Below are 22437 nucleotides of genomic sequence, written 5' to 3' on the forward strand. Positions count from 1 at the left end.
TTTAAGCAGTACTTAAATTAGCTTTGTGTAAATTAGTTATATTAGTGACAAGTATGGCCTTACGGTATAAACATTTGTTTATAAGTTTGTTATTTGAAAACGGCTATTAAAGCAAACCATGTACAAACACAGCTCGTTTCACAGTGTTACTAAAAAAATTACTAATTAATCACCCTAGTATTTCAATGTTAAAGCAAAGGCTTTAAAAATCGGTTTTTGCGTGGAAGGTAGTTATCGTCGTAATCGAGTGAAACAATAATTCGCTCTGCTTTACCTAGCAATTCACTTCGCGGAATTAATCCTATTACGCGTGAATCTGCACTGTGGTCGCGGTTATCACCCATAGCTAAATAATAGTCATCAGGAATAGTGATTTTATTAAAACCCGAAAGCCGTGAAGGTGTGTTTGCTACTCGAATCGTGTGCTTATGGCCGTTTAAATCCTCTATTTTATCTAAAGAATCAACATTGCTTTGCAGGTTATTATATTTAAGTTTTACGCCATTTATAACCAGCTCATTATTATAAAGCGCCACCGTATCGCCGGGCACACCAATTACACGCTTTATTAATCGGTTATCTGCGGCTTGCGAGTCAAATACAATAATATCGCCTGTTTTGGGGTCGGCTAATTTTACTAAAGAAATGTGTGTAAAAGGAATGCGTAAATCGTAAGCCATTTTATCGGTTAAAATTCTGTCGCCTTCTAAAATTGTGGGCTTCATTGACCCCGTAGGCACTTCGTACCAATCAGCTACTGCACTTCTAAACACACTCATTAAGGCAATAAAAACAATTAACGAGCGGTTATTTTTCCAAAATTTATAAAGCGGCTTCATATCAAGTCCCTACATATTATAAGTAACAGTATGACTAGCTTAATACTGAGCAGTTCAATGAAGAATGTAACAAAAAGTGTGTGCGGGGTTTAAGGCATGATTACCAAGGCTTAAGCCTTGGTAATTAATAACGCTTGAAGCTTATTGCTGGTTTAGCTTGTCTTTCGCTTCTTTAACTTTTTCAAAGTCTAAGCCGAGTTCGTCAGTGGCTTCTTTAATTAAGTGTGGCTGAGTCATAACCACGGCCATTAACTGCTGTAGTTTTTCAGGCGGGATACCAAGCTCTTGTACTAATGCCATTGCCATCATTGGATTTTGTGTAAAGGCTTCAAACAACGCTTTTACTTTTTCGTCGCTCACGTTGTGCTCTTTAAGTATTGCTAGTATTGGGTTCATTTTTAACCTTGTGTGTTTTGTACGTATTTTATATTTACTAAATTATATTAGCTGAGCCATGCATTAACAACGTCAACGCACGTCTGAGTGTTACATCTGGTGGTTATTCTACAAGTAAAACAACTTTACCTGCATTTTCATTACGCTCTAAAATAGCGTGCGCTTCGTTTGCATCGCTCCAAGGCAATGTTTTATACACGTTAAAATCGTATTTTTTGGCGGCTATGTCGCTATAAAAACGTGCCACTAAGTCATCACGTAGTTGGCGCTTAAACTCAATGCTCCGGTTTCTAAGTGTTGATGCATGAAACGAAATGCGCTTGCGTAAAAGCGCCGCAAAATCAACTTCGGCAAAACGCCCATCTAAAAAGGCAAGCATAACAATTTGACAATCCATTGCTGCAATAGCTGCATTTTTATTTAAATAGCTGCCCGATACAGGGTCGACAATTACATTAGCGCTTAAGTTATTGTCCTGCATGTACTGAACAAAGTCGGTAGTTTTGTAATTAATAGCGTGATCGGCGCCAAGCGCTTTAGCATGCTGACATTTTTCATCTGTGCCTGCAGTGGTAACAACCGTAGCCCCAGCACTTTTAGCCATTTGAATAGCCGCGCCCCCTACACCACTTGCCCCTGCATGTATTAACGCTGTTTGGCCTTTTTGTAATTTACCTAGTTCAAACATGGCACCAAAAGCAGTTAAATACACTTCGCTAATGGCTGCCCCTTCAACCATGGTTAGCTCGTCAGGTAATTCCATTAATTGTTTGGCATCTACAGCAACATATTCACTATAAGCACCACCTGCGCATAAGCTAAAAATGCGTTTATTTAACCAACTTTTGTCAACTTCGCTACCAAGCTCAACTACTGTGCCTGCGCACTCTAAACCTAAAATGGGGCTATCCCCTTCTGGCGCTGGATATTTACCTTGGCGCTGCATACAATCTGCACGGTTAACACCTATTGCGGCAACTTTAACTAATACTTCATGGCTTTTTAAAACCGGTTTGTCGGTTTCACTCAATGCAAGGGTGCCACCCTCATGAGAAATATATTTCATTGTTGCTCCGTATTAAGTTTTATAAAATTTATAATAGTTAAGACATGGGGTTAGTTATTTTTATTTAAACCGCCAACTTTGTTTATACGGGTACACATCGGGCAAGTAACCTGCTTTTACTTGCTGTTGGCAACCTTGCCAAAATTCAGCTAAAAACAAATTACTGTGCAACTTATTAAAATGGTTAAACGCAGCGTCGTTTGCGCTAAAAAATACCTTAAATTGGCTCGGGAATATGTCATTTTCTGCTATATCAAAGTAAGTATTACTGCTTAACTCCTCAAGCGCATTTTGAGCATTTGGCACGTCTCTAAAGTGACAATCGGTAAGTGGGCATATTTCATCATAATCGTAAAATACAACACGCCCCCAACGGGTTACACCAAAGTTTTTCATAAGCATGTCGCCAGGAAATATATTGGCACCGGCAAGGTCTTTAATCGCTTTACCGTAGTCGTCCATAACTTGCTGCAATGCTTTGTTATTACAACTATTGATATATAAGTTAAGTGGCGTCATTTTGCGCTCAACATAAACGTGTTTTAATATAAGTGCCTTGCCCGATATAACCATACTGCTGCCAATTTGCGCTTTCATTTGGTTAAGTAGCTCGTCGCTAAAGCGGCTTAGGTCAAACGCTAAATATCTAAATTCGTGCGTATCGACCAAGCGACCTACTCGGTCGGCTTGTTTTACAAAATTGTATTTGTCTTTCACTTGCGCTTTTGTGGCTGTTTTTGGCGCGCTAAATTTGTCTTTTATTACTTTATAAACGTAGTCTAGCCCTTCAATGGTAAATACCAGCATAACCATACCAGGGGTGCCAGGCGCTGCTATGTATTTAAAAGTAGCAGGGCTATTTTTAGTGGTATCAACCTTGTAACGGTAAAACTCTGTTTTAGCATGCTTAATAAAACCAATCGCATTAAATAATTCAAAGCGTTTTTTATGGGGCATAAGCACGCTTAAATAATCCACATAACGCGCGGGTTGGTCGGTATCCACCATAAAATAGGTGCGGGCAAAACCAAACAACAAACTAAGCTGATCGGCCCCCATCATTACGGCATCAAGCTTTAGCCCTTTACTGGTATTTAAAATGGCGATGGCAAAAGGCATGTTATCGCCATTTTTAGCGATACAGCGCCCTATTAAGTAGCAGGCTTTGTTTCTAAAAAATAGAGAGTTTGCGTATTCTATAAACCCGTTGTTTAAATTTATAAGCTCATACACTTGTTTACATTGCTGCTTTGCACCTGCCATTAACGTTGTTTGTAATGCCTGTAAATCAGTATCTAAATGACTAAAAGGCACTCTAAATGCTTGGCGGGTAATAAGTGTTTTAACCGCATGGCCAAACCCGTCTTTAAACGATATTCGGCTGACTAAATTTTCGTACGAGCGAGGCTCGCTTCTGTACTTTGCCTTTAATACAAACAAATGCACGGTGCGAATTTTTTTATCGTCCCAAATAGCGCCAAAGGTAGAATTAAAAAAGGTATGCGCGATGGGTTTGTTTTCATGACTTTGTACCATATCGCCGTATATATTTTTAGCTAGCTGCCATGTTTGCGGACAATTAAGCTCGCTGTAGGCGATAACCCGCAACGCATTACTCACATTTTTTACTTCGCGTTCGTACACCTGTAAGCGTTCTCGCATGGCACTTTGTACATCGTGATATTTTTGTTGTTCAAACCTGCTCTGCGCACCCAGTGTTATATTTAAAAACTGCGCAAACATCGCTTCAAAGCCTGCAAAAACAGCGCGAGCCAACTTAGTGGCTATAACTTGTTGTAACGCATTATCTGGTTGATTAGTTGACGTTTTTGGCATGTTTACACCACTTTTATTTTTACCACTTATAGCGGTTATTTTTATTAATTGTTTACACCTTAGCAAGTAGGCTTTAATTTAGGTAATTAATAAAGCATATAAATAAAATTGATCATATGAATATACGCAACGTCGATCTCAACTTATTAGTGTACTTAAACGTACTCATTGATGAAAAAAGTGTTTCAAAAGCTGCAAATAAACTCGCGCTAACACAACCAGCCATGAGTAACGCACTTAAACGATTACGTGATTTATTTGACGACCCGCTACTTGTGCGTGCCGCAGGCTCTATGACGCCAACCACAAAAGCACTTAGCTTAAAACCAGAGATCGAATCGCTTTTAAAAATGGCGGAGGCCATTACTCAACCTAGTGAGCAATTTAACCCTACCACCGCTGAGGTTACCTTTAGAATAATGGCAAACGACTACATTGAGTCGACTTTAATTGCCCCTTTTATTACCGAGCAGCTCACTAGAAACCCCGGCGTTAACTTTGATGTACTCAGCCCAAGCGATGTAAATCTGCAAGATATGGAAAAAGGCACTATCGATTTAGCTATAAATCGTTTTAACGGCCTGCCTCGCTCGTTTCATCAAGCCAGTGTATGGCGCGATAATTATTGCTGTTTAACACATCCTAAAAATACTTTTTTACAACACCCTAGCCTTGATGATTACCTACAAAAAGAACACATTTGGGTAAACCGAGCCGGCTGGGGGCCAGAAGCCGCCGTTACCAACAAATCGGGAAAGCAAAAGCTAGGCTGGGTAGATGAAGCACTTTGGCAGTTAGAGCAAACCCGAAAAATACGGGTGTTTACCCGCCACTACATGATTGCAAGTTTGCTATGCCAATCAGAGCAACTTATTGCTACTTTACCGCGTAGGCAGGCTAAATTATTAACCACTCATACTGATTTAGTAATAAGCCCAGTACCATTTCAAATAGTCCCTATTGAGGTAAAAATGATATGGAGCCCACTACTTCACCATGCTCCCGCACACCAATGGTTACGCCGTGAGCTGCTTGAGTTTGCTAAAACGGTGGCTGATAGGTAATTTATTATTCCCATTTAATCAGGCACAAAATTTTTAGTATTGAACATGATGTCCAACCTTATTTTTTCTAAAGAATATAATGATAAACAAACTAAATAATAAGAATACCGAGATAGCAAATATAATTTTTGCTGTATTTCAAAAATCCTATGCTATTGAAGCTAAATTGATAGATGCGCTAAACTTTCCTCCTTTAGCACGTAAGGCTAAAGATATTAAAAAGTCAAAAACAACCTTTTATGGCTTCACCGAAAATGAATATTTAGCAGCGGTTATTGAAGTAAGTATAAATAATGAGTGTTTAGATATTTGTAGTTTAACCGTTGAACCTCGCTATTTTAAAAAAGGTATCGCAAGTAAGCTAATAAATTACGCTTTAAAACTAGATGATATCTCTTATGCAAGAGTTGAGACTGCAATTGCTAATACTCCTGCAATAAAGTTATATAAAAAGCATGGTTTTGAAGAGTTTAAAAGGTGGACACCGTCACATGGTATAGAAAAGCTGGCGATGTCGGTTTTAACTTAAGCGTTATTTTAAATTGGTAATAAAAAGCGCCATGGTATTCAACTTTGGGAAAATACCATGGCGCTTTTGAAATCGTAGAAATAGGAGTGAACCCTACCCTTTATGTATAGCAACCTTGGTGCCAACCCAGTAATAAATAAAAAGCCATTTAAAATCAATTTACTAGCTTAGCTTTACTTTAGCTTATTATTTAACATGTCCCAGTTTTGTGCATTTAAGTCGGTTTTTGCACCACTTTAATTACGATACAAAGTGGGGGTGAACATGATTTTTCTTAGCCATAATTTCAATATTGATAAAATCAATATCAGTTATTGAGAACAACAATTTCATTAATAATACACTTAGCGCTAGAGTGAAGTTAAGCCAACAAACTAAGAGTAATTATTATGACAACGACAAGCTTCACACAACAAGACGGGTTATTTATTGATGCTAATTTACATCAATTTATTACGCAGCAGCTTTGCACTAAAACTAACACCGCAGAGACCTACCAAGCACTAGCAACATTAGTTGATGAGTTTGGCTGTAAATGCCGTAAAACAAAGCACCAACCCGATGACATTTTAGAAGTTGATACTTTACTAAATGCGTACCAACGTAAAAATCATCCACTGTGCCATGTAGATGCACAAACAACCGAGGCAGTTTTAGACGAATACAGCTGCCAAGTGCCTGCGATTATTGTTGTAGCGTTAATGGATACACTTAGCGGTACACAATGTGATGAGCCAAACGCGCACGACATTTACCACCGCGCTGCACAATTAACTAATCAGCCATGTGTACACAAAGCTAAAACTGCCACAGCAGCTTAATTATGGTTGCGTTTAAAAATGCTCGATAACCTTTTGTGCAAAGTCACTGCAGCTTAGGGTTATCGAGTTATTAATATTAGGCGCTAAATCAAAGGTTACATTTGCACTTTTTAGTGTGTTTTCTAATGCGTTTTCAACTAAATCTGCTGCTTCATCCCACTTCATAAATTTAAGCATTAATACCGCGCTTAAAATACTACTGCTAGGATTAGCTTTATTTTGCCCTGCTATTCGCTCAAAGGTGCCATGGGTTGGTTCAAAAAAAGCCACATCGTTATTTAAATTGGCTGCAGGCATTATTCCTACGCCCCCCACTTGCGCGCTAAGCATATCGGCCAAAAAGTCGCCATTTTGATTTGTTGTTGCCACTACATCAAATTGCTCTGGGTTCATTAAGCATTGCTGCAGCATATTATCAGCAATAACTTCTTTTAAAATAAGAGGCGGGTTGTTTTCTCGTGGTATTTGCAGCCAGCGGCCATTTTGATGAGGTACTGCGTTAAATTCACTTTGAGCTAAAGCAAATCCCCAGCGTTTAAAGGCACCATCGGTAAATTTAAGCACATTGCCTTTATGCACAAGCGTTAGCGATTCACTGTTATTTTTAAGTGCATACCTAATTGCATAGCGTACTAGGCGCTCTGAGCCCTCTTTTGATATATTTTTTATGCCAATGCCACACTCTTGAGTAAACCTCAGCCGAGTTACGCCCATTTCTTCACATAAAAAGTCGAGCATTTTTTCGCTCTCTACGCTGCCGGCTTGCCACTCTATACCCGAATAAACATCTTCGCTGCTATCTCGAAGCACAGTAATGTTAGTTAATAATGGATTTTTTAAAGGTGAAGGCAACGCACTAAAACCTTTAATAGTGCGCATATTTACAAACAAATCCATTTCATGCCTAAGCGCTACATTTAATGAGCGAAAACCTCCGCCAAGCGGCGTAGTTAAAGGTCCTTTAATTGCTATTTTACAAGCACGTACTGCGTTAATGGTCTCTTGTGGAAACCAATCACCATCATATAATTTTGCCGCTTGTTCGCCATTGAATACCTGCATCCAATGGATTTTTTTACTCAAGCCATAGCAATGTTCAACAGCACTGTTAACCACATGGCGCATTATGGGTGTTACATCTTGCCCCACTCCATCACCATTTATATAAGCAATAATTGGCTCATTTGGAATTAACCACTCGCCCTTGGTGTTAATGGTAATGTGTTCTCCTAATTCAGGTACTTTTATATGCTGGTACTGCATGGCTCACCTAACTTAAATAACAAATTAATTTATTAAACCACGCTTGGTCAGCTAAGTATGTAATTTGCTTTTTATAGTTGTTATTACTTTAAAAAATAGCCAAGCTAACGTGCATTTGGGCTACTTCCTGTAATCGGCAAATAGGTATTTATTAAAGCTATAATGGCTTTGTATCACGGCTATAACAAAGCCTGCTTTGCCATCTAAAAAGCCCAATCTCAAAAAGTAATGACGAATAAATGCAAATAACGATGACCCAATTGCTTTGCCTATAGATACGCTTTTATCTTTTTTTAATAACTGATCGGCGCCAATATTTGCATAACCATTGCGTTTATTAATATAAGCGAATAGATCTTCATATTGATAATGTAATAAATCAGCTTTTAAATTAACTAATTTACAACCTTTTGTTATCACCGACTCATGGACTAAATTGGCATTATAATTAGTTATTTTTTTATTATAAATACGTGCAATCCGGCTTGGATACCAACCACTGTGACGAATAAACTTGCCACAAAAATGAGTTAAACGGTTCAGCACTAAAATAGAATTATTATCAATTCTATTGAGTGTATTTATGATCTCTTTGTGCAGTTCTTCACTAACAACTTCATCGCAATCAATAGCAAACACCCAATCGTTGCTAGCAAGTGCTTCGGCCCTTCTACGCTGTTCTCCAAAGCCTTCCCAGTCTTCTCGAATAGCAATTTTGTTTGTGTAGCGCTTGGCTATATCAAGTGTTTTATCTGTACTGCCAGAGTCGACTATAATAATTTCATCTGCCCATTTTACTGACTCTAAACATCGCTCTAATGTGCTTTCTTCATTTTTACAAATAATACAAACTGATAACTTCAATGTTATTCCTTTTAATACCTAAACCAATGCGCAGGCATTATAAACAGATTAAAAAATGTAGAAAGAAAATAACCTAAATTAATTTATTTGGCATTAAATATACTCCACTTATCACACACTTTACCTTAAAGGGTTTTTAATAAATTAATTTACTATACTATTTAAGTTACTTAACTGGAGCGATTTAATGAAATATATAGTTTTAATTTTTCTATTAACTGCCTTAAAAGTACATTCGGTAGAACTCGTTTTTTACGACCTTGATTCTCTATCACCTGATGGTCAAAAAAAGGTATCGACTTGGGTAAAGCAAAGTCTTAAAAAAACACAAAAGACACTGAGCCCTTTGCAGCAAAGTACCTTGCCTATTTATTTAAAACCTCAATATATCGCTTTTGAGCCTGTGCCATGGGCCAGCGTAAAACGAAATAACCCCGATGGACTTGAGCTACACATTGACCGCTATGCAAGCTTAAACGCATTGACTAAAGACTGGACGCTCTACCATGAGCTTTCGCACTTATATTTGCCCTTATTGCCTTATTCAGGCTTTTGGTTAAGCGAAGGGTTTGCCAGCTACATGCAAAACGTAATTATGCGCAACAGTGGTGTTATTACTCACGCTCAGTTTGTACAGCGTTTACATGCAGGATTTGAGCGTGCAAGATTGCAAACTAAAACAAAAAACCAGCCTCTTAATAAGCTTTCAAGTGATATGTGGGCGCAACGAGCACAGCAACGTGTGTATTGGACTGGTGCCGCTTTTTTTGCAGAAGCCGATTTAGCATTACAAAAACAAGGGCGTAACTTGGCAGAAATAGTAAAACAATATCAACTGTGCTGCAGAACTGCGCGAGCAAGTGCTAAGGCCCTTATAAAAGATTTTGATAAGCTGTCACGCAGTAGTATTTTTACAAGCTTATATGCGCAATATAATACCCGAACAGACTTTCCTACCATTACAAAGCGCCAACTTAATAAGCTTTAAACGCTTTTTATGTAGTTACAATATTTATTAAGCGCCTGAGCATTAAAGTTTTCTGAGTATTCGTTCATAAAGCCGTGTAAAAAAGGCGTTTGAATGCAATTAACATTGCTCTTTGCCGTTAATTTTTCAATTATTTCACTTAAATTGAAATGAACCTCACTTTCAGGAAATATAAATTCGCAGGGCTTTTTTGCCTCTGTGGCTAAGTTGTTTCTAATTTGCGAAGGATAAAACCCAAAAAGCTTTTTAAGGTGTGGATTGCCTGTTAGTAACTGAGCGCGCCATACTGCACTTGCCCCTGCACTAAATGCAATACATGTGGTTGGCTGCGTTAAGGCGTTTAAAACATTTAATACATTCGCTGCATAATTGTCGTGGCCACACCCCACTTTAAATTTATTATAATAATATTGTTCACTATCATAAGGTTGCATTACGCCTTTGTATGGGTCAATCACTCTAGTATTACTCGAAATAAGCCCTGATAAGTTCATTAATGGGGATGTTAAACCAAAAATATCGCTAATTATTACGTAATTCATACTTACCCTTAAAAGGTTAAAAATCGCATTTATAAGCAGTTGATAAAATTAAGTATAAATAATTTTTATATAAATAGCTTGCACACATTTTTTATTTAGGTTACCTTTCTTCTCTGGTCTTAAAAAACCATCGCGGTTAACCTTTTTACCCTGATCCAGTAAGCCCCGCAAAACGTATATTTTAAAGCTAAGTTATTGTACGGCGAGAACCCCATTAATACCTTGATGATTTTTTTAATATCATCGCAAAAGTGTCATAAAGATCGTCAACACTGTAATGAAGCTAAACACAACATCGTTAATTTATTAACTGCATTTGGCTATAAAAATAGCGCAGAGTAAATAACAAGAATAAAGTGAGTTTTATTATGTCTTATAAATACAATGGATCTATGATCCAAATTGCCCATCCGGTGCAATCTATTTCAGTAAACAAACAACGTGTTATTTTTAGTGATACACAAGGTTTGAAAAACGCAATGTTTCAAAAAGCGAGCGAAGCTCGTGAGTTTGTAAAGTGGCTTAAAGCTAACTAAACACTGCAAACCATTAATTGCATAAACAGTTAATGTTAATAAAATGTGCCAGCTTTGTAGCTGGCATTTTACTTTTAGATACTTAATTGACTACAATAGCTTTAATCTCATTATTTTAGGTAGTTGTAGTAATGCTACGGGCATTTTTTTGTATCACATTTTATTTATGTGTTTCCCCACTCAGTTACGCCCATACAATCAATTGGCTAACGCACGACTTTGCCCCTTACTACATATTAAATGGTGAGTATCAGCATCAAGGGCGAGACGAAAGCGTCATATCCCTACTTGAAAAACAACTCCCTCATGTAACCTTTAATAGGTTGGTTATTCCCTCGGGTAAAGTAACGCAAGAACTTGCAAATAAGTCTGCTAACAATTGTGCTTTATCACTTTATAAAAATGAATTTAGAAAAGAGTTTATTTATTTTACTGAGCAAAGCTCAACAACAGGGCTCTCTCCCTCTGTAGCTATGCATAAAAAGCTAGCGCAATCACTTGAAGTCGCTAATGGCGAACAGGTGTCTTTACACGATTTGCTAGCAGAGAAAAAGCTCACTTTAGGGGTGTCTATGAGCCGCTCTTATGGTGAGCAGTTAGACACTGTTATAAACACCACACCCGATGTTGATATTGTTATTCGGCCAACACGAAACAGCCTAGCAAGCTTAACGTATATGCTTAATTTAAAACGCCTTGATATTTTATTAGGCTACCCTAGTGAACATTACTATTTAGCAAAGTCTATGCACTTTGACGAAAACCTAACTCAGCGCTCAATTACAGAGGCCCCAGCACTAAGTTATGGCTATATAGGTTGTACTAAAAACGCCCAAGGCGCTAAAAATATACAGCTATTAAATGAGCAATTAAAAGTTATTAAGCAAACAGAGCAATACCACCAAGTGTTACTGCGCTGGCTTCCTGCGCAGCTTAAACCTTTACTCGAATCAAGAATACACAACACAAAAAACGCCGCTCGTTAAAGCAGCGTTTTATACCAATTCGCTTAATTAAGTGTTCTATTTCGAGAATTGGTATTATTTTACACTAGGTTATTTATTACTGGCGTACGCCTTCAATTGATAGGCCTATATCTACATGGGTAGACGCAGGGCCTAAATTGTAGTCAATGCCGTAATCGGCCAATTTTAAACTGGTTTCGCCTTCAAAGCCTGCGCGATAGCAACCCCATGGATCTTGCCCTTCGCCTACCTTATTCATCTCAAAAGTAATGCTTTTAGTTACACCATGTAGGGTAAAATCACCAGTTACCGTGGCAGTATCATCGTCGGTAAATTTCACATTAGTACTTTTAAATGACGCGCTTGGGTATTTGCTTACGTTTAAAAAATCCTTACCACGTAAGTGTTTATCACGCTCTGCATGATTTGAGTCTAAGCTCGCTGTATCTATGTTCACTAGAATATTAGAGCCCGTTTGCGCTTTAGTGTCGTAGCTAAAGCTACCATCAAAGGTATTAAAACGGCCATGCAACCAGCTATAGCCTAAATGCTTAATTTTAAATGTGACAAATGCATGAGCCCCTTGTGTATCAATTACATACTCTGCGGCACTTGCTGCTGTGGTAGATAGCATCATTGCACCTGATATTGCTGCGCTTAGTAATCGTTTTTTCATTTTAATATTCCTTTGGTTTAATCATTCTAATTAAGGTTTTATCTTTATCGATAAAATGATGTTTTAACGCGCCTAGTGCATGTAAAACACTTAAGCCAATTAAAATACAGGCGCCGTAGTAATGAATTTCTCCAGCAATATCGGCTTGTTCGTCAAAAGTAAAATCAAGGGCAGAAACACTTAATACGCTAAATACGTTTATTGGCCTACCATCTGCTGTAGAAATTAAATAGCCCGACACCATAATTACAGCCAAAATGAGGTACATAACAATATGCGCGGTATGCGCTAATTGGTTCATTACTTTGTTACTACTTAGTGATTTGGGCTGATTGCTAAATAAGCGCCATAAAACTCTAAAAACAAAAACAGCAGCTAAAGTAATACCAATACTTTTATGCAAATCTAGCGAGCCTTTATACCAACTGTCGTAGTAAGTTAATTCAACCATATAAAGGCCTAGGCCAAACAAGCCAAGCACAGTGATTGCCATTAACCAATGCAACAAAATGGCTATAAGACCGTAAGAACTAAATGTATTTTTAAACATGGTGCGCCCTTAAAATTCAATTAAATTAGGATATAGAGCGCTGGGAGAAATGAAAATAGCATTTACAAACAGCTTACGTGCATATACGCACAGAAGTTGCTAAAGCTACGTTATTAAAGTGGTTTAATAGTTATAAATTAGGTGAGTCGGTAAGGTTTATATAAATTAAGCTCTGAGGAGTGACTTGTAAGCAGCTAATTAAACCTTCTTTTATAAGCTCAAGCATGGCAATAAAGCTTACCACAACACCACTGCGCCCTTCACTGAGTGTAAATAAGTCACTAAATGGCAGCGCTTTGTTTGCTTTACTCAGCTGTAATAATATTTGGCTCATGCGCTCACGGGTTGAGAGTACTTCGGCAGTTATCTGGTGATGCTCAAATGTTTTAGCCCGTGCCATTACATCACTTAAGGCAAGCATTAAATCTTTTAGCTCTACATCGGGCAGGTTTTGGGAGGTATCTTCAATTACAGGCATTGCAGCGTGGGCTATATAAATATCACGGCCAACACGCGGGATTGAATCTATGTTTTCCGCCGCTTTTTTAAATTGTTCATACTCTTGCAAGCGTTTAATTAGCTCTGCGCGTGGGTCTTCCTCTTCTTCAAGCTCCTCATGCACAGGCAATAATAAACGCGATTTAATTTGTGCTAGTAGCGCGGCCATTACTAAATATTCACCCGCAAGCTCAAGCTGAAACTCGCTCATCATTTCTACATAACTTACATACTGTTCGGTAATACTAAAAATAGAAAGCTCAAGCACATCTAGCTTATGCTTTTTAATTAAATACAACAGTAAATCGAGCGGGCCTTCAAAGGTTTCTAAAATAACCTCAAGCGCATCGGGGGGAATATATAAATCTTCGGGTTTATCAACAACTGCTTTGCCATGCAAAAAAGCCAGTGGCAGCTTTTGCTGCACTGGCTCAACGTTGTTAATAACTACAGGGCTTTGGGTTGTATCACTCACACACGTTACTCAAATGGGCTGGTATCGCCACAGCCTACACGCAGTATTTGTATGTCATCTTCAGACAAATCAATAACGGTTGTTGCTTGCTCTGCCAAGTGGCCGCCATCAATAATTAAGTCAACGTGTTTATCTAAGCGTTCTAAAATTTCATCCGGGTCTGATTCTGTAAACTCTTCACCAGGTAAAATAAGTGAGCACGACATAAGTGGCTCACCAAGCGCTGCTAACAATGCACACGCAGTGGGATGTTCTATAACACGCATACCAATGGTTTTTTTCTTATCGTTTAATAAACGCTTTGGTACCTCTTTAGTGCCTTTAAAAATAAAGGTATAAGGCCCTGGCGTATTATTTTTAATAAGCCTAAACATTTGGTTATCTACACGTGCGTACGTTGCAAGCTCAGATAAATCGCGGCAAACAAGGGTAAAGTTATGGTGTTTTTCTATACCACGAATGCGCTCAATGCGCTCTTTAGCTTGTTTGTTACCTAAGTTACAGCCTATTGCATAACCTGAATCTGTTGGGTAAACCACAACCCCACCTTGTTTAATAATATCAACTGCTTGGTTAATCAGTCGTGGTTGTGGATTATCAGGGTGAATATGAATTAATTGGCTCATGTTAATGCTCCTTCTTGCCCTTCCCATAATTGCCAAACACCTTGGCAATCTTTTGGTAAGTATAAGTTTTTACCTAGCTCTAAATAACTAGTTGGAAAATGAAAGTCTGAACCTTGTGAGCACAATAGCTCGTACTCTCGGCTTAATTGGCCTAAAAATTGGCGCTCTGTTGGGGCCTGTTGCGGTTGCGCAACTTCCATTGCATCGCCCCCTACGCTTTTGTATTCAACTAACAATTTGCGTAACCACTTATTAGACATTTGATACCGCCCCGGATGGGCCAGTACTGCAACACCACCAGCAGCATGTATCGCCTCTATCGCGGTTTGCATATTGCACCAACTACTTGGTACATAGCCTGTTTTGCTGCGCCCTAGGTATTTTTTAAATACCCCGGGAAAGTTTTTAGCGACGCCTCGCTCTATTAATGCACGTGCAAAATGAGCACGGGTTATTTGCGCGTTTTCAGCAAGGGCTTTGGCTTGTTCGTAAATGCCGTCAAAGCCATTTTTTGCAAGTCGTTTACCAATTTCTATGGCTCTTTCGTCTCGCTTTTGCTGCTGCGACGATAACAACGATGTAAGGGCATTGTTATTAATATCAATGTTTAAGCCTACAATATGTATTTCAAAGCTTTCCCACTTGGTAGAAATTTCAACCCCAGAAATTAGCTCAAGTGGTAAGTTTTCTGATTTGATAAGCGCTCGAGCATCTTCAATGGCTGCCACAGTATCGTGATCGGTTATAGCAAACACATCAATATTTTTTTCTACTGCGCGGTGTAATAATTGCTCAACCGTTAAATGCCCGTCTGAATGCGTTGTATGACTATGTAAATCGTATTTTATCAAAAGAAAACTGCTTAAATTTAAGGGTTGTAGATGTTTATATTAGTATAACAACTTTTTTGACTAAATTGTTTTAAATAAACACTTGACACAAAAGCGCTAAATACGTTTTACTGTAGCCACTTTCAGACACATTAAGAATTAATAAAAATGATCAATTCAATTCAACACACTATTTGGTGGTGGCACTCATAATTTTTGGGTGATGAATTGTCGTGTCTAGCAAATATTCAAAACCCGCAACTATGCGGGTTTTTTTATAACTAAATTTTACGTATTTAATTTTATTTTTTGAGGCAAAAAAACATGAATAACGGTCTTACTCTTACACATCGTTGGTGGTGGCGCCTGATATAGCGGGACGGTAATGATCTGTTTGTAATTTAGATATCGTTATTCTAACCCCGCATTGCAAAAGCATTGCGGGGTTTTATTTTTTGAGGGAATGAGGTTTGATTTTTAGTCATATAACTACCACACCAGGCGAAGTGACCAGTATTACACAAGTTCGCGACTACATAAGTAGTCCACTTGCACTGTATGGTGCACTTAATAAGCCTAATTCACTACTGCTTGAGTCGGCCGAAATTGATTCTAAAGACAGTGTTAAAAGTTTAATTTTAGTCGATTGTGCTTTGCGCATTGTATGCCAAGGTAAAAACGTAACGGTAACTGCTCAATCTAATAATGGTAAGCAGCTACTCCCATACTTAAAAGCCAATGTACAAAGCTGTGAAGCAACACTTAGCGATACAACATTATCACTTGTGTATAATACCGATGCTACTGATATAGATGAAGCCAGTAAGCTTGTAGCCGATAACGCATTTAGTGCCTTACGTACATGTATAAACAGTATTAAAAGCACCACCGAAAACCCATTTTCGGTATTTTTAGGCGGTGTATTTGCTTACGACATGGTCGCTAACTTTGAGCAATTAAGTGATGTACCCGATGGCGAAAACACCTGCCCAGATTACGTATTTTACCTAGCCGAAACCTTAGTAGTTATTGATCATCAAAAACAAACCACTGAGCTTATTGGTAATGTATTTAATGGCCCAGACGTACATGCAAATTGCTTTGAAGTAGGTAAAGAGCTTGAACGCTTAAATAGCCTTTGCGACAGCGCAGCAGAATTTAGCGCCCCAATGCAAACAGGCAAGTGCGATGTAAACGTTGATATAAGCGATGAAAGCTACTGCGAACAAGTAGTAAAACTTAAAAAGAATATTGTAGATGGCGATATTTTTCAGGTGGTGCCTTCGCGTACTTTTTCATTGCCCTGCCCTGACTCATTACACGCTTACAGCCAACTTAAAAAGCAAAACCCAAGCCCATACATGTTTTACATGCGCGACGAAGAGTTTGCTTTATTTGGTGCATCTCCTGAGTCGGCGCTTAAGTACGATGTAACTAATCAACAAGTTGAAGTGTATCCAATTGCAGGTACCCGAGCTCGCGGTAAGTTTGCAAACGGACAAATAAACCCAGACTTAGACAGCCGTATTGAGCTTGAACTAAGAAACGATCAAAAAGAACGTGCTGAGCATTTAATGTTGGTAGATTTAGCGCGTAACGACGTAGCCCGTATAAGTGTGGCTGGTACTCGCCATGCCAAAGAGCTTTTAAAAGTAGACCGCTATTCACAAGTAATGCATTTAGTGTCGCGCGTGGTAGGTACTTTAAAACCAGAACTTGACGCCTTGCATGCTTATCAGGCCTGTATGAACATGGGCACACTTGTTGGTGCACCTAAAGTACGTGCTGCAGAGCTTGTTCGTCAAACCGAAGGCAAACGCCGTGGTAGCTACGGTGGCGCTGTAGGTTATTTAACGGGTGATGGTGCAATGGATAGCTGTATTGTTATTCGCTCTGCGTTTGTAAAAAACAATACAGCCTATGTGCAAGCCGGTGCCGGTGTGGTATTTGATTCAGACCCTCAATCAGAAGCAAACGAAACCCGCGCCAAAGCACAAGCGGTTATTACCGCCATTAAATCGACTTATGAGGCGGTATAAAATGAGCACTGCAAACCCAATAAAAATATACTTTTTAGATAACTTTGATTCATTTAGTTACAACCTTGTTGATGAACTAACCATGTTAGGCTGTGAGCTTGTTGTTTACAGAAACAACATAAGCGCTGAGGTTATCTTTAGCAAAATGCAACAAGAGCCGGGCCAAGTGCTGTTGGTGCTTTCGCCAGGCCCTGGCGCGCCAAGTGACGCTGGCTGTTTAATGGAGTTGATTGAACTTGCTAAAGGGCAATTTCCTATGCTTGGTATTTGTTTAGGGCAACAAGCATTAACACAAAGTTACGGTGGAGTAATCGGCCATGCGGGTGAAACCGTACATGGTAAGTCATCGATCATTGATTTAAATGCACACCCTGTTTTTGATGGTATGGGAAGCACCATGCCTGTGGCGCGTTATCATTCATTAATGGCAACAAAAGTGCCTGAAAATATAGACGTGATTGCGCAATTTGACGATATCCCGATGGCAATATACCACCACGGCGATAACGCACTGGGCTATCAATTTCATCCTGAATCAATACTTACACCTAATGGTGCGATGCTATTACAACAAAGTATTGCGTATTTAACTCGCGCTAATAAATAGAGGCCAGTATGAGCACAGAATTAAATTCAGATTTAAGCGTACAACAAGCCATTGAGCTGCTAATTAGCAACCAATCGCTGAGCTTTTCGCAAGCAAAAGCATTATTCGATGAAATAATGCAAGGCAATATGAGCGAAATAGAACTAACCGCATTACTTATTAGCCTTAAAATAAAAGGCGAAGTGAGCGATGAAATTGCAGGCGCTGCCGCATCAATGCGTGAAAACGCGGTTACTTTTAATACAACTAGTACACAACTTGCCGATAGCTGCGGCACCGGTGGTGATGGCTCAAATACCATTAATATAAGTACTACTGCTGCAATTGTGGCAGCCGCTGCGGGTATTAATATGGTAAAACATGGTAATCGCAGCGTATCGAGTAATTCAGGCTCAGCCGATTTACTCAAAGCACTGGGCATTAATATTGATATGAGCCCAGAACAAGCTGCACAATGCCTTGAGCAAACACACTTTACCTTTTTGTTTGCACCGCATTACCACAGCGGCGTACGCCATGCGATGGGCGTACGTACTGCACTTAAAACACGTACAATTTTTAATATTTTAGGCCCCCTTGCTAATCCTGCTGCACCTGATGTTCAGTTACTGGGGGTTTACGACGAGTCGCTATGTATGCCAATGGCGCAAACGCTTAAAACATTAGGCACAAAGCGCGCAATGATAGTTCATGGCTCAGGTACTGACGAAATCGCCCTGCACGGCCCAACCAATGTAGTTGAGCTTAACAATGGCGAAATAACCCACTACACATTAAGCCCAAGCGACTTTGACCTTGCAAACTATTCACTTGAACAACTAGCCGGTGAAGGCCCACAATACAACGCAAATGCAAGCCTTGCCATATTAAAAGGTAAAGGCACAGACGCACACAACGCTGCCATTGTGGTTAATGTTGCTGCACTTTTATACCTAAGCGGTAAAGTGCAATCATTAAAAGACGGCGCACAACAGGTACAAACATTACTCAGTTCAGGCAAAGCCATGGACACATTAAATGCAATTATTGAGGTAAGTCATGGCTAATGTATTAGACAAAATTGTTGCTGATAAAAAATTAGAGCTCATTGAGCGCAAAGCTGCCCGCCCGCTTGAAAGCTTCAAGCATCTTGCAGAGCCTACCAGCCGCAGCTTTTATAAAGCGCTAGCGGCGCCTGGTACACAATTTATTTTAGAGTGTAAAAAAGCCTCTCCTTCAAAAGGGTTAATACGCGAGCCGTTTGATTTAACAGAGATCACCTCTGTTTATAAAAAATACGCTACCTGCATGAGCGTACTTACAGATGCTAAGTACTTTCAAGGTAGCTATGATTACTTAGAATTTGTACGCAGCCAAGTAGAGCAACCACTTATTTGTAAAGACTTTTTTATAGATGAGTACCAAGTGTATATGGCGCGAATTTACGGCGGTGATGCTATTTTATTAATGCTTTCAGTGCTTGATGATGAGCAATATAAAGCGCTACACGCAGTAGCAGATACCCTTAATATGTCGGTACTAACTGAAGTAAGTAACGAAGAAGAAGTGCACCGCGCCCTTGCACTCAATGCACAAATTATAGGTATTAATAACCGCGACCTACGCGATTTAAGCACCGACTTAGCCACCACCGAAAAACTGCGTAAACTCATTCCTGCAGATAAAGTGGTTATTTCAGAGTCTGGTATTTATACCCATCAAGATGTTAAACGCCTAGCACCGCTATGCGATGGCTTTTTAATTGGCAGCTCCCTAATGGCCGAGCGCGATTTAGAGCAAGCCTGTAAAAAAATAATACTTGGTGATAACAAAGTATGTGGTTTAACACGCAGCCAAGACGCACAAGCAGCTTATAACAGTGGTGCTGTGTATGGTGGGCTTATTTTTCACCCTAAATCACCACGGTATGTAGATTTAGACTGTGCTATTGAGCTTACCCAAAGCGCTCCGCTAAACTTTGTAGGTGTATTTGTAAATGCACCAATTGAGCAAGTAGCTCAATACGCAAGTGTGTTAAAATTAGCGGCAGTTCAATTACATGGACAAGAAAGTGACGATTACATTGCCACTTTGCGTACACAACTACCTAACGGGTGTGAAATTTGGAAAGCACAAGCAATTAAAGATGCATTACCAACACCTGTAAATGGCGTAGAGCGCCACCTTTACGATACTCACAGCGATACACAAGCTGGTGGTACAGGTAAAGCATTCGATTGGTCGGTGCTTCGCGATGCAACCACACCGTTTATGCTAGCGGGTGGCTTAAATCCAGAAAATATTAAAGACGCGCTTTCTCAAGGTGCCCTTGGCCTTGACCTAAACTCAGGCGTTGAAGAATCTGCGGGTAAAAAGTGCCCTAACAAATTACAAAATGCTTTTACAAGTATTAGAAATTATTGAGGTTAAAATGCAAAATCCAGCTTATTTTGGCGAGTTTGGCGGTATGTTTGTACCTGAGCTACTTGTCCCTGCGCTTAAGCAGTTAGAAAACGAATTTAACAAAGCACAAAAAGATCCTGAGTTTCAGGAAGAGTTTACCAAGTTACTCAACGAGTATGCAGGACGCCCTACGCCACTTACTTTAACGCGTAACTTAATTAAAAACCCTAAAGTTAAGCTTTACCTAAAACGCGAAGATTTATTACACGGTGGCGCGCACAAAACCAACCAAGTACTTGGTCAAGCGTTGCTAACTAAGCGTATGGGTAAAAAAGAAGTTATTGCAGAAACGGGCGCAGGCCAACACGGCGTTGCAACAGCTCTTGCGTGTGCATTACTTGGCTTAAAATGCCGAATTTATATGGGTGCTAAAGATGTTGAGCGCCAACAGCCAAACGTATTTAGAATGAAATTAATGGGCGCAGAGGTTATTCCGGTAACCGCGGGCTCTGGCACATTAAAAGATGCGGTAAACGAAGCACTACGTGACTGGTCTGCAAATTATCAAGAGGCGCATTACTTACTTGGTACCGCTGCGGGGCCTCACCCATTCCCAACAATTGTACGAGAGTATCAAAAAATTATTGGTGAAGAAGCTAAACAGCAAATACTAAAAGCTGAAGGCCGCTTACCCGATGCGGTACTTGCGTGTGTTGGCGGTGGCTCTAACGCTATTGGTATGTTTACAGACTTTATCGACGAGCCAAGTGTAAAACTCATTGGTGTGGAGCCTGCTGGTAAAGGGTTAGATACCCACGAGCACGGCGCTACCATATGTAAAGGCACCAAAGGCATTTTACATGGTACGTATACTTACATTATGCAAAACGACGATGGTCAAATCGAAGAGTCATACTCGGTATCTGCTGGTCTTGATTACCCAGCAGTTGGCCCACAGCACGCGTTTTTACACGAATCAGGTCGTGCACAATATGTTGGTATTACCGATACAGAAGCACTTGATGCGTTCCAAGCGCTGGCTAAAAATGAAGGTATTATTCCAGCTCTTGAATCAAGCCATGCCCTTGCTTATGCACTTAAATACGCAGAAGAGCAAACAGAAGAAAGCATTTTAGTGGTTAACTTAAGTGGCCGTGGCGACAAAGATTTAACGCACGTACACACTGTTTTATCACAAGGAGGTCAACTATGAGCCAGTTAAATACAGATCGTTACGGTAAAACATTTGCTGCACTTAATGAGCAAAAACAAGGTGCATTTGTACCCTTTGTTACTATTGGTGACCCTGGTAAAGAGCAAAGTATTGCCATTATTAAAAGCCTAATTGACGGTGGCGCTGATGCACTAGAGCTTGGTATTCCGTTTTCAGATCCAATCGCCGATGGCCCAGTTATTCAAGCTGCTAATATTCGCGCGCTTGATGTAAATATTAACACCCAAGATTGCTTTGATATTATTAAAGAAATACGCGATTACAATGCAGATATTCCTATTGGTTTGTTACTGTACTCTAACCTTGTGTTTAAGCGCGGCCTTGAGGCATTTTATAAAGATGCAAAAGCGGCGGGCGTAGATTCAATTTTAGTTGCTGATGTGCCACTGCATGAGTCTAAAATGTTTAGAAAAGCCGCTATGGCAAACGGTGTAGACCCAATATTTATTGCTACACCTAATGCTGATGACGATACACTGCGCCAATGTGCGTCTTACGGGCGTGGTTACACGTATTTACTATCGCGTGCAGGTGTTACCGGTACCGATACTAAAGCACAAATGCCAGCGGGCAACATTGTTACTAAATTAAAAGAATACCATGCAGCCCCTGCTTTATTGGGCTTTGGTATTTCAACACCCGATGATGTAAAAGCAGCGCTAAATGCAGGTGCCGCCGGTGCAATTTCAGGCTCAGCCGTCGTTAAAATTATTGAGGCTAATCTTAATGATTTAGACGCAATGACCGCTCAGTTAAAAGCGTTTGTAAGTGAAATGAAAGCGGCAACCGCATTATAAAACGTATAAATTTA

At 39.6% G+C, this 22437-nt stretch carries 24 protein-coding genes; 12 read left to right on the top strand and 12 right to left on the bottom strand.

What is annotated here, in order from left to right; all coding sequences use genetic code 11:
* Nucleotides 1-188: 188 nt before the first annotated feature.
* The 4 genes from lepB to aceK all read right to left on the bottom strand — a co-directional run bounded on the left by lepB (nucleotide 189) and on the right by aceK (nucleotide 4137).
* Nucleotides 189-839, bottom strand: a complete 651-nt coding sequence (gene lepB / locus PESP_RS09785; protein ID WP_089347863.1) for a signal peptidase I — start codon at nucleotides 837-839, stop codon at nucleotides 189-191.
* Nucleotides 840-980: 141 nt separating this feature from the next.
* Complete coding sequence (locus tag PESP_RS09790) at nucleotides 981-1235, bottom strand: DUF2999 family protein (protein WP_004586776.1); 255 nt, start codon at nucleotides 1233-1235, stop codon at nucleotides 981-983.
* A gap of 103 nt (nucleotides 1236-1338) precedes the next feature.
* Entirely contained in the window at nucleotides 1339-2301 is a 963-nt protein-coding gene (locus PESP_RS09795) for a zinc-binding dehydrogenase (RefSeq protein WP_089347864.1), read from the bottom strand.
* A gap of 60 nt (nucleotides 2302-2361) precedes the next feature.
* Nucleotides 2362-4137 (bottom strand): bifunctional isocitrate dehydrogenase kinase/phosphatase, encoded by a 1776-nt coding sequence (gene aceK, locus PESP_RS09800; protein ID WP_089349139.1) that lies wholly within the window; start codon nucleotides 4135-4137, stop codon nucleotides 2362-2364.
* Between the two features lie 116 nt (nucleotides 4138-4253).
* Between aceK and PESP_RS09805 the strand changes: the two genes are divergently transcribed.
* The 3 genes from PESP_RS09805 to PESP_RS09815 all read left to right on the top strand — a co-directional run bounded on the left by PESP_RS09805 (nucleotide 4254) and on the right by PESP_RS09815 (nucleotide 6551).
* Nucleotides 4254-5201: a LysR family transcriptional regulator gene (locus PESP_RS09805; protein WP_089347865.1), complete on the top strand. Its 948-nt coding sequence runs from the start codon at nucleotides 4254-4256 to the stop codon at nucleotides 5199-5201.
* A 79-nt stretch (nucleotides 5202-5280) separates the two neighbouring features.
* Entirely contained in the window at nucleotides 5281-5730 is a 450-nt protein-coding gene (locus PESP_RS09810) for a GNAT family N-acetyltransferase (RefSeq protein ID WP_089347866.1), read from the top strand.
* A gap of 389 nt (nucleotides 5731-6119) precedes the next feature.
* Entirely contained in the window at nucleotides 6120-6551 is a 432-nt protein-coding gene (locus tag PESP_RS09815) for a hypothetical protein (protein WP_089347867.1), read from the top strand.
* Between the two features lie 12 nt (nucleotides 6552-6563).
* Here the strand turns inward: PESP_RS09815 and icd are convergent, their stop codons facing one another.
* Nucleotides 6564-7814, bottom strand: coding sequence for an NADP-dependent isocitrate dehydrogenase (icd, locus tag PESP_RS09820; RefSeq protein ID WP_089347868.1), 1251 nt, complete (start codon nucleotides 7812-7814; stop codon nucleotides 6564-6566).
* Between the two features lie 120 nt (nucleotides 7815-7934).
* A complete protein-coding gene (locus tag PESP_RS09825; RefSeq protein WP_089347869.1) occupies nucleotides 7935-8678 on the bottom strand; it encodes a glycosyltransferase family 2 protein in 744 nt (247 codons plus the stop codon).
* Nucleotides 8679-8865: 187 nt separating this feature from the next.
* On the opposite strand from PESP_RS09825, the gene PESP_RS09830 reads away from it, so the two are divergent.
* Nucleotides 8866-9666, top strand: a complete 801-nt coding sequence (locus PESP_RS09830) for a M61 family metallopeptidase (protein WP_089347870.1) — start codon at nucleotides 8866-8868, stop codon at nucleotides 9664-9666.
* Here the strand turns inward: PESP_RS09830 and PESP_RS09835 are convergent.
* Nucleotides 9663-10208 carry an alpha/beta hydrolase family protein gene (locus PESP_RS09835; protein WP_089347871.1) on the bottom strand — a complete coding sequence of 182 codons (546 nt, stop codon included), beginning with the start codon at nucleotides 10206-10208 and terminating at the stop codon, nucleotides 9663-9665. The two genes, PESP_RS09830 and PESP_RS09835, sit on opposite strands and share 4 nt — an antisense overlap.
* 368 nt (nucleotides 10209-10576) lie before the next feature.
* Between PESP_RS09835 and PESP_RS20440 the strand changes: the two genes are divergently transcribed.
* A complete protein-coding gene (locus PESP_RS20440) occupies nucleotides 10577-10744 on the top strand; it encodes a hypothetical protein (RefSeq protein ID WP_024033460.1) in 168 nt (55 codons plus the stop codon).
* A 131-nt stretch (nucleotides 10745-10875) separates the two neighbouring features.
* Entirely contained in the window at nucleotides 10876-11730 is an 855-nt protein-coding gene (locus PESP_RS09840; protein WP_089347872.1) for a transporter substrate-binding domain-containing protein, read from the top strand.
* A gap of 76 nt (nucleotides 11731-11806) precedes the next feature.
* Here the strand turns inward: PESP_RS09840 and PESP_RS09845 are convergent, their stop codons facing one another.
* The 5 genes from PESP_RS09845 to rnm all read right to left on the bottom strand — a co-directional run bounded on the left by PESP_RS09845 (nucleotide 11807) and on the right by rnm (nucleotide 15385).
* On the bottom strand, nucleotides 11807-12385 hold the full coding sequence (locus tag PESP_RS09845) for a YceI family protein (protein WP_089347873.1): 579 nt from the start codon (nucleotides 12383-12385) through the stop codon (nucleotides 11807-11809).
* Nucleotide 12386: 1 nt separating this feature from the next.
* Nucleotides 12387-12935: a cytochrome b gene (locus PESP_RS09850; protein WP_089347874.1), complete on the bottom strand. Its 549-nt coding sequence runs from the start codon at nucleotides 12933-12935 to the stop codon at nucleotides 12387-12389.
* 130 nt (nucleotides 12936-13065) lie between these two features.
* On the bottom strand, nucleotides 13066-13908 hold the full coding sequence (locus PESP_RS09855) for a segregation and condensation protein A (RefSeq protein ID WP_089347875.1): 843 nt from the start codon (nucleotides 13906-13908) through the stop codon (nucleotides 13066-13068).
* Nucleotides 13909-13913: 5 nt separating this feature from the next.
* Nucleotides 13914-14534, bottom strand: a complete 621-nt coding sequence (locus PESP_RS09860; RefSeq protein WP_089347876.1) for an L-threonylcarbamoyladenylate synthase — start codon at nucleotides 14532-14534, stop codon at nucleotides 13914-13916.
* Nucleotides 14531-15385 carry an RNase RNM gene (rnm, locus tag PESP_RS09865; protein ID WP_089347877.1) on the bottom strand — a complete coding sequence of 285 codons (855 nt, stop codon included), beginning with the start codon at nucleotides 15383-15385 and terminating at the stop codon, nucleotides 14531-14533. The genes PESP_RS09860 and rnm overlap by 4 nt, the downstream gene beginning before the upstream one ends.
* Nucleotides 15386-15834: 449 nt before the next feature.
* Between rnm and PESP_RS09870 the strand changes: the two genes are divergently transcribed.
* The 6 genes from PESP_RS09870 to trpA are packed head-to-tail and all read left to right on the top strand — an operon-like array spanning nucleotide 15835 to nucleotide 22423.
* Nucleotides 15835-17403: an anthranilate synthase component 1 gene (locus PESP_RS09870; RefSeq protein ID WP_089347878.1), complete on the top strand. Its 1569-nt coding sequence runs from the start codon at nucleotides 15835-15837 to the stop codon at nucleotides 17401-17403.
* A 1-nt stretch (nucleotide 17404) separates the two neighbouring features.
* The gene (locus PESP_RS09875; RefSeq protein ID WP_089347879.1) at nucleotides 17405-18010 is read left to right on the top strand and encodes an aminodeoxychorismate/anthranilate synthase component II; all 606 of its coding nucleotides are present in this window, start codon (nucleotides 17405-17407) and stop codon (nucleotides 18008-18010) included.
* Nucleotides 18011-18018: 8 nt separating this feature from the next.
* Nucleotides 18019-19056 (top strand): anthranilate phosphoribosyltransferase, encoded by a 1038-nt coding sequence (gene trpD, locus PESP_RS09880; protein ID WP_089347880.1) that lies wholly within the window; start codon nucleotides 18019-18021, stop codon nucleotides 19054-19056.
* Entirely contained in the window at nucleotides 19049-20413 is a 1365-nt protein-coding gene (gene trpCF / locus PESP_RS09885; protein WP_089347881.1) for a bifunctional indole-3-glycerol-phosphate synthase TrpC/phosphoribosylanthranilate isomerase TrpF, read from the top strand. The genes trpD and trpCF overlap by 8 nt, the downstream gene beginning before the upstream one ends.
* Nucleotides 20414-20420: 7 nt before the next feature.
* The gene (gene trpB / locus PESP_RS09890; RefSeq protein WP_089349140.1) at nucleotides 20421-21605 is read left to right on the top strand and encodes a tryptophan synthase subunit beta; all 1185 of its coding nucleotides are present in this window, start codon (nucleotides 20421-20423) and stop codon (nucleotides 21603-21605) included.
* A complete protein-coding gene (gene trpA / locus PESP_RS09895) occupies nucleotides 21602-22423 on the top strand; it encodes a tryptophan synthase subunit alpha (RefSeq protein ID WP_089347882.1) in 822 nt (273 codons plus the stop codon). Before trpB ends, trpA begins: the two co-directional genes overlap by 4 nt.
* Nucleotides 22424-22437: the final 14 nt, after the last annotated feature.

Source organism: Pseudoalteromonas espejiana DSM 9414 (assembly GCF_002221525.1).
GTDB lineage: Bacteria > Pseudomonadota > Gammaproteobacteria > Enterobacterales > Alteromonadaceae > Pseudoalteromonas > Pseudoalteromonas espejiana.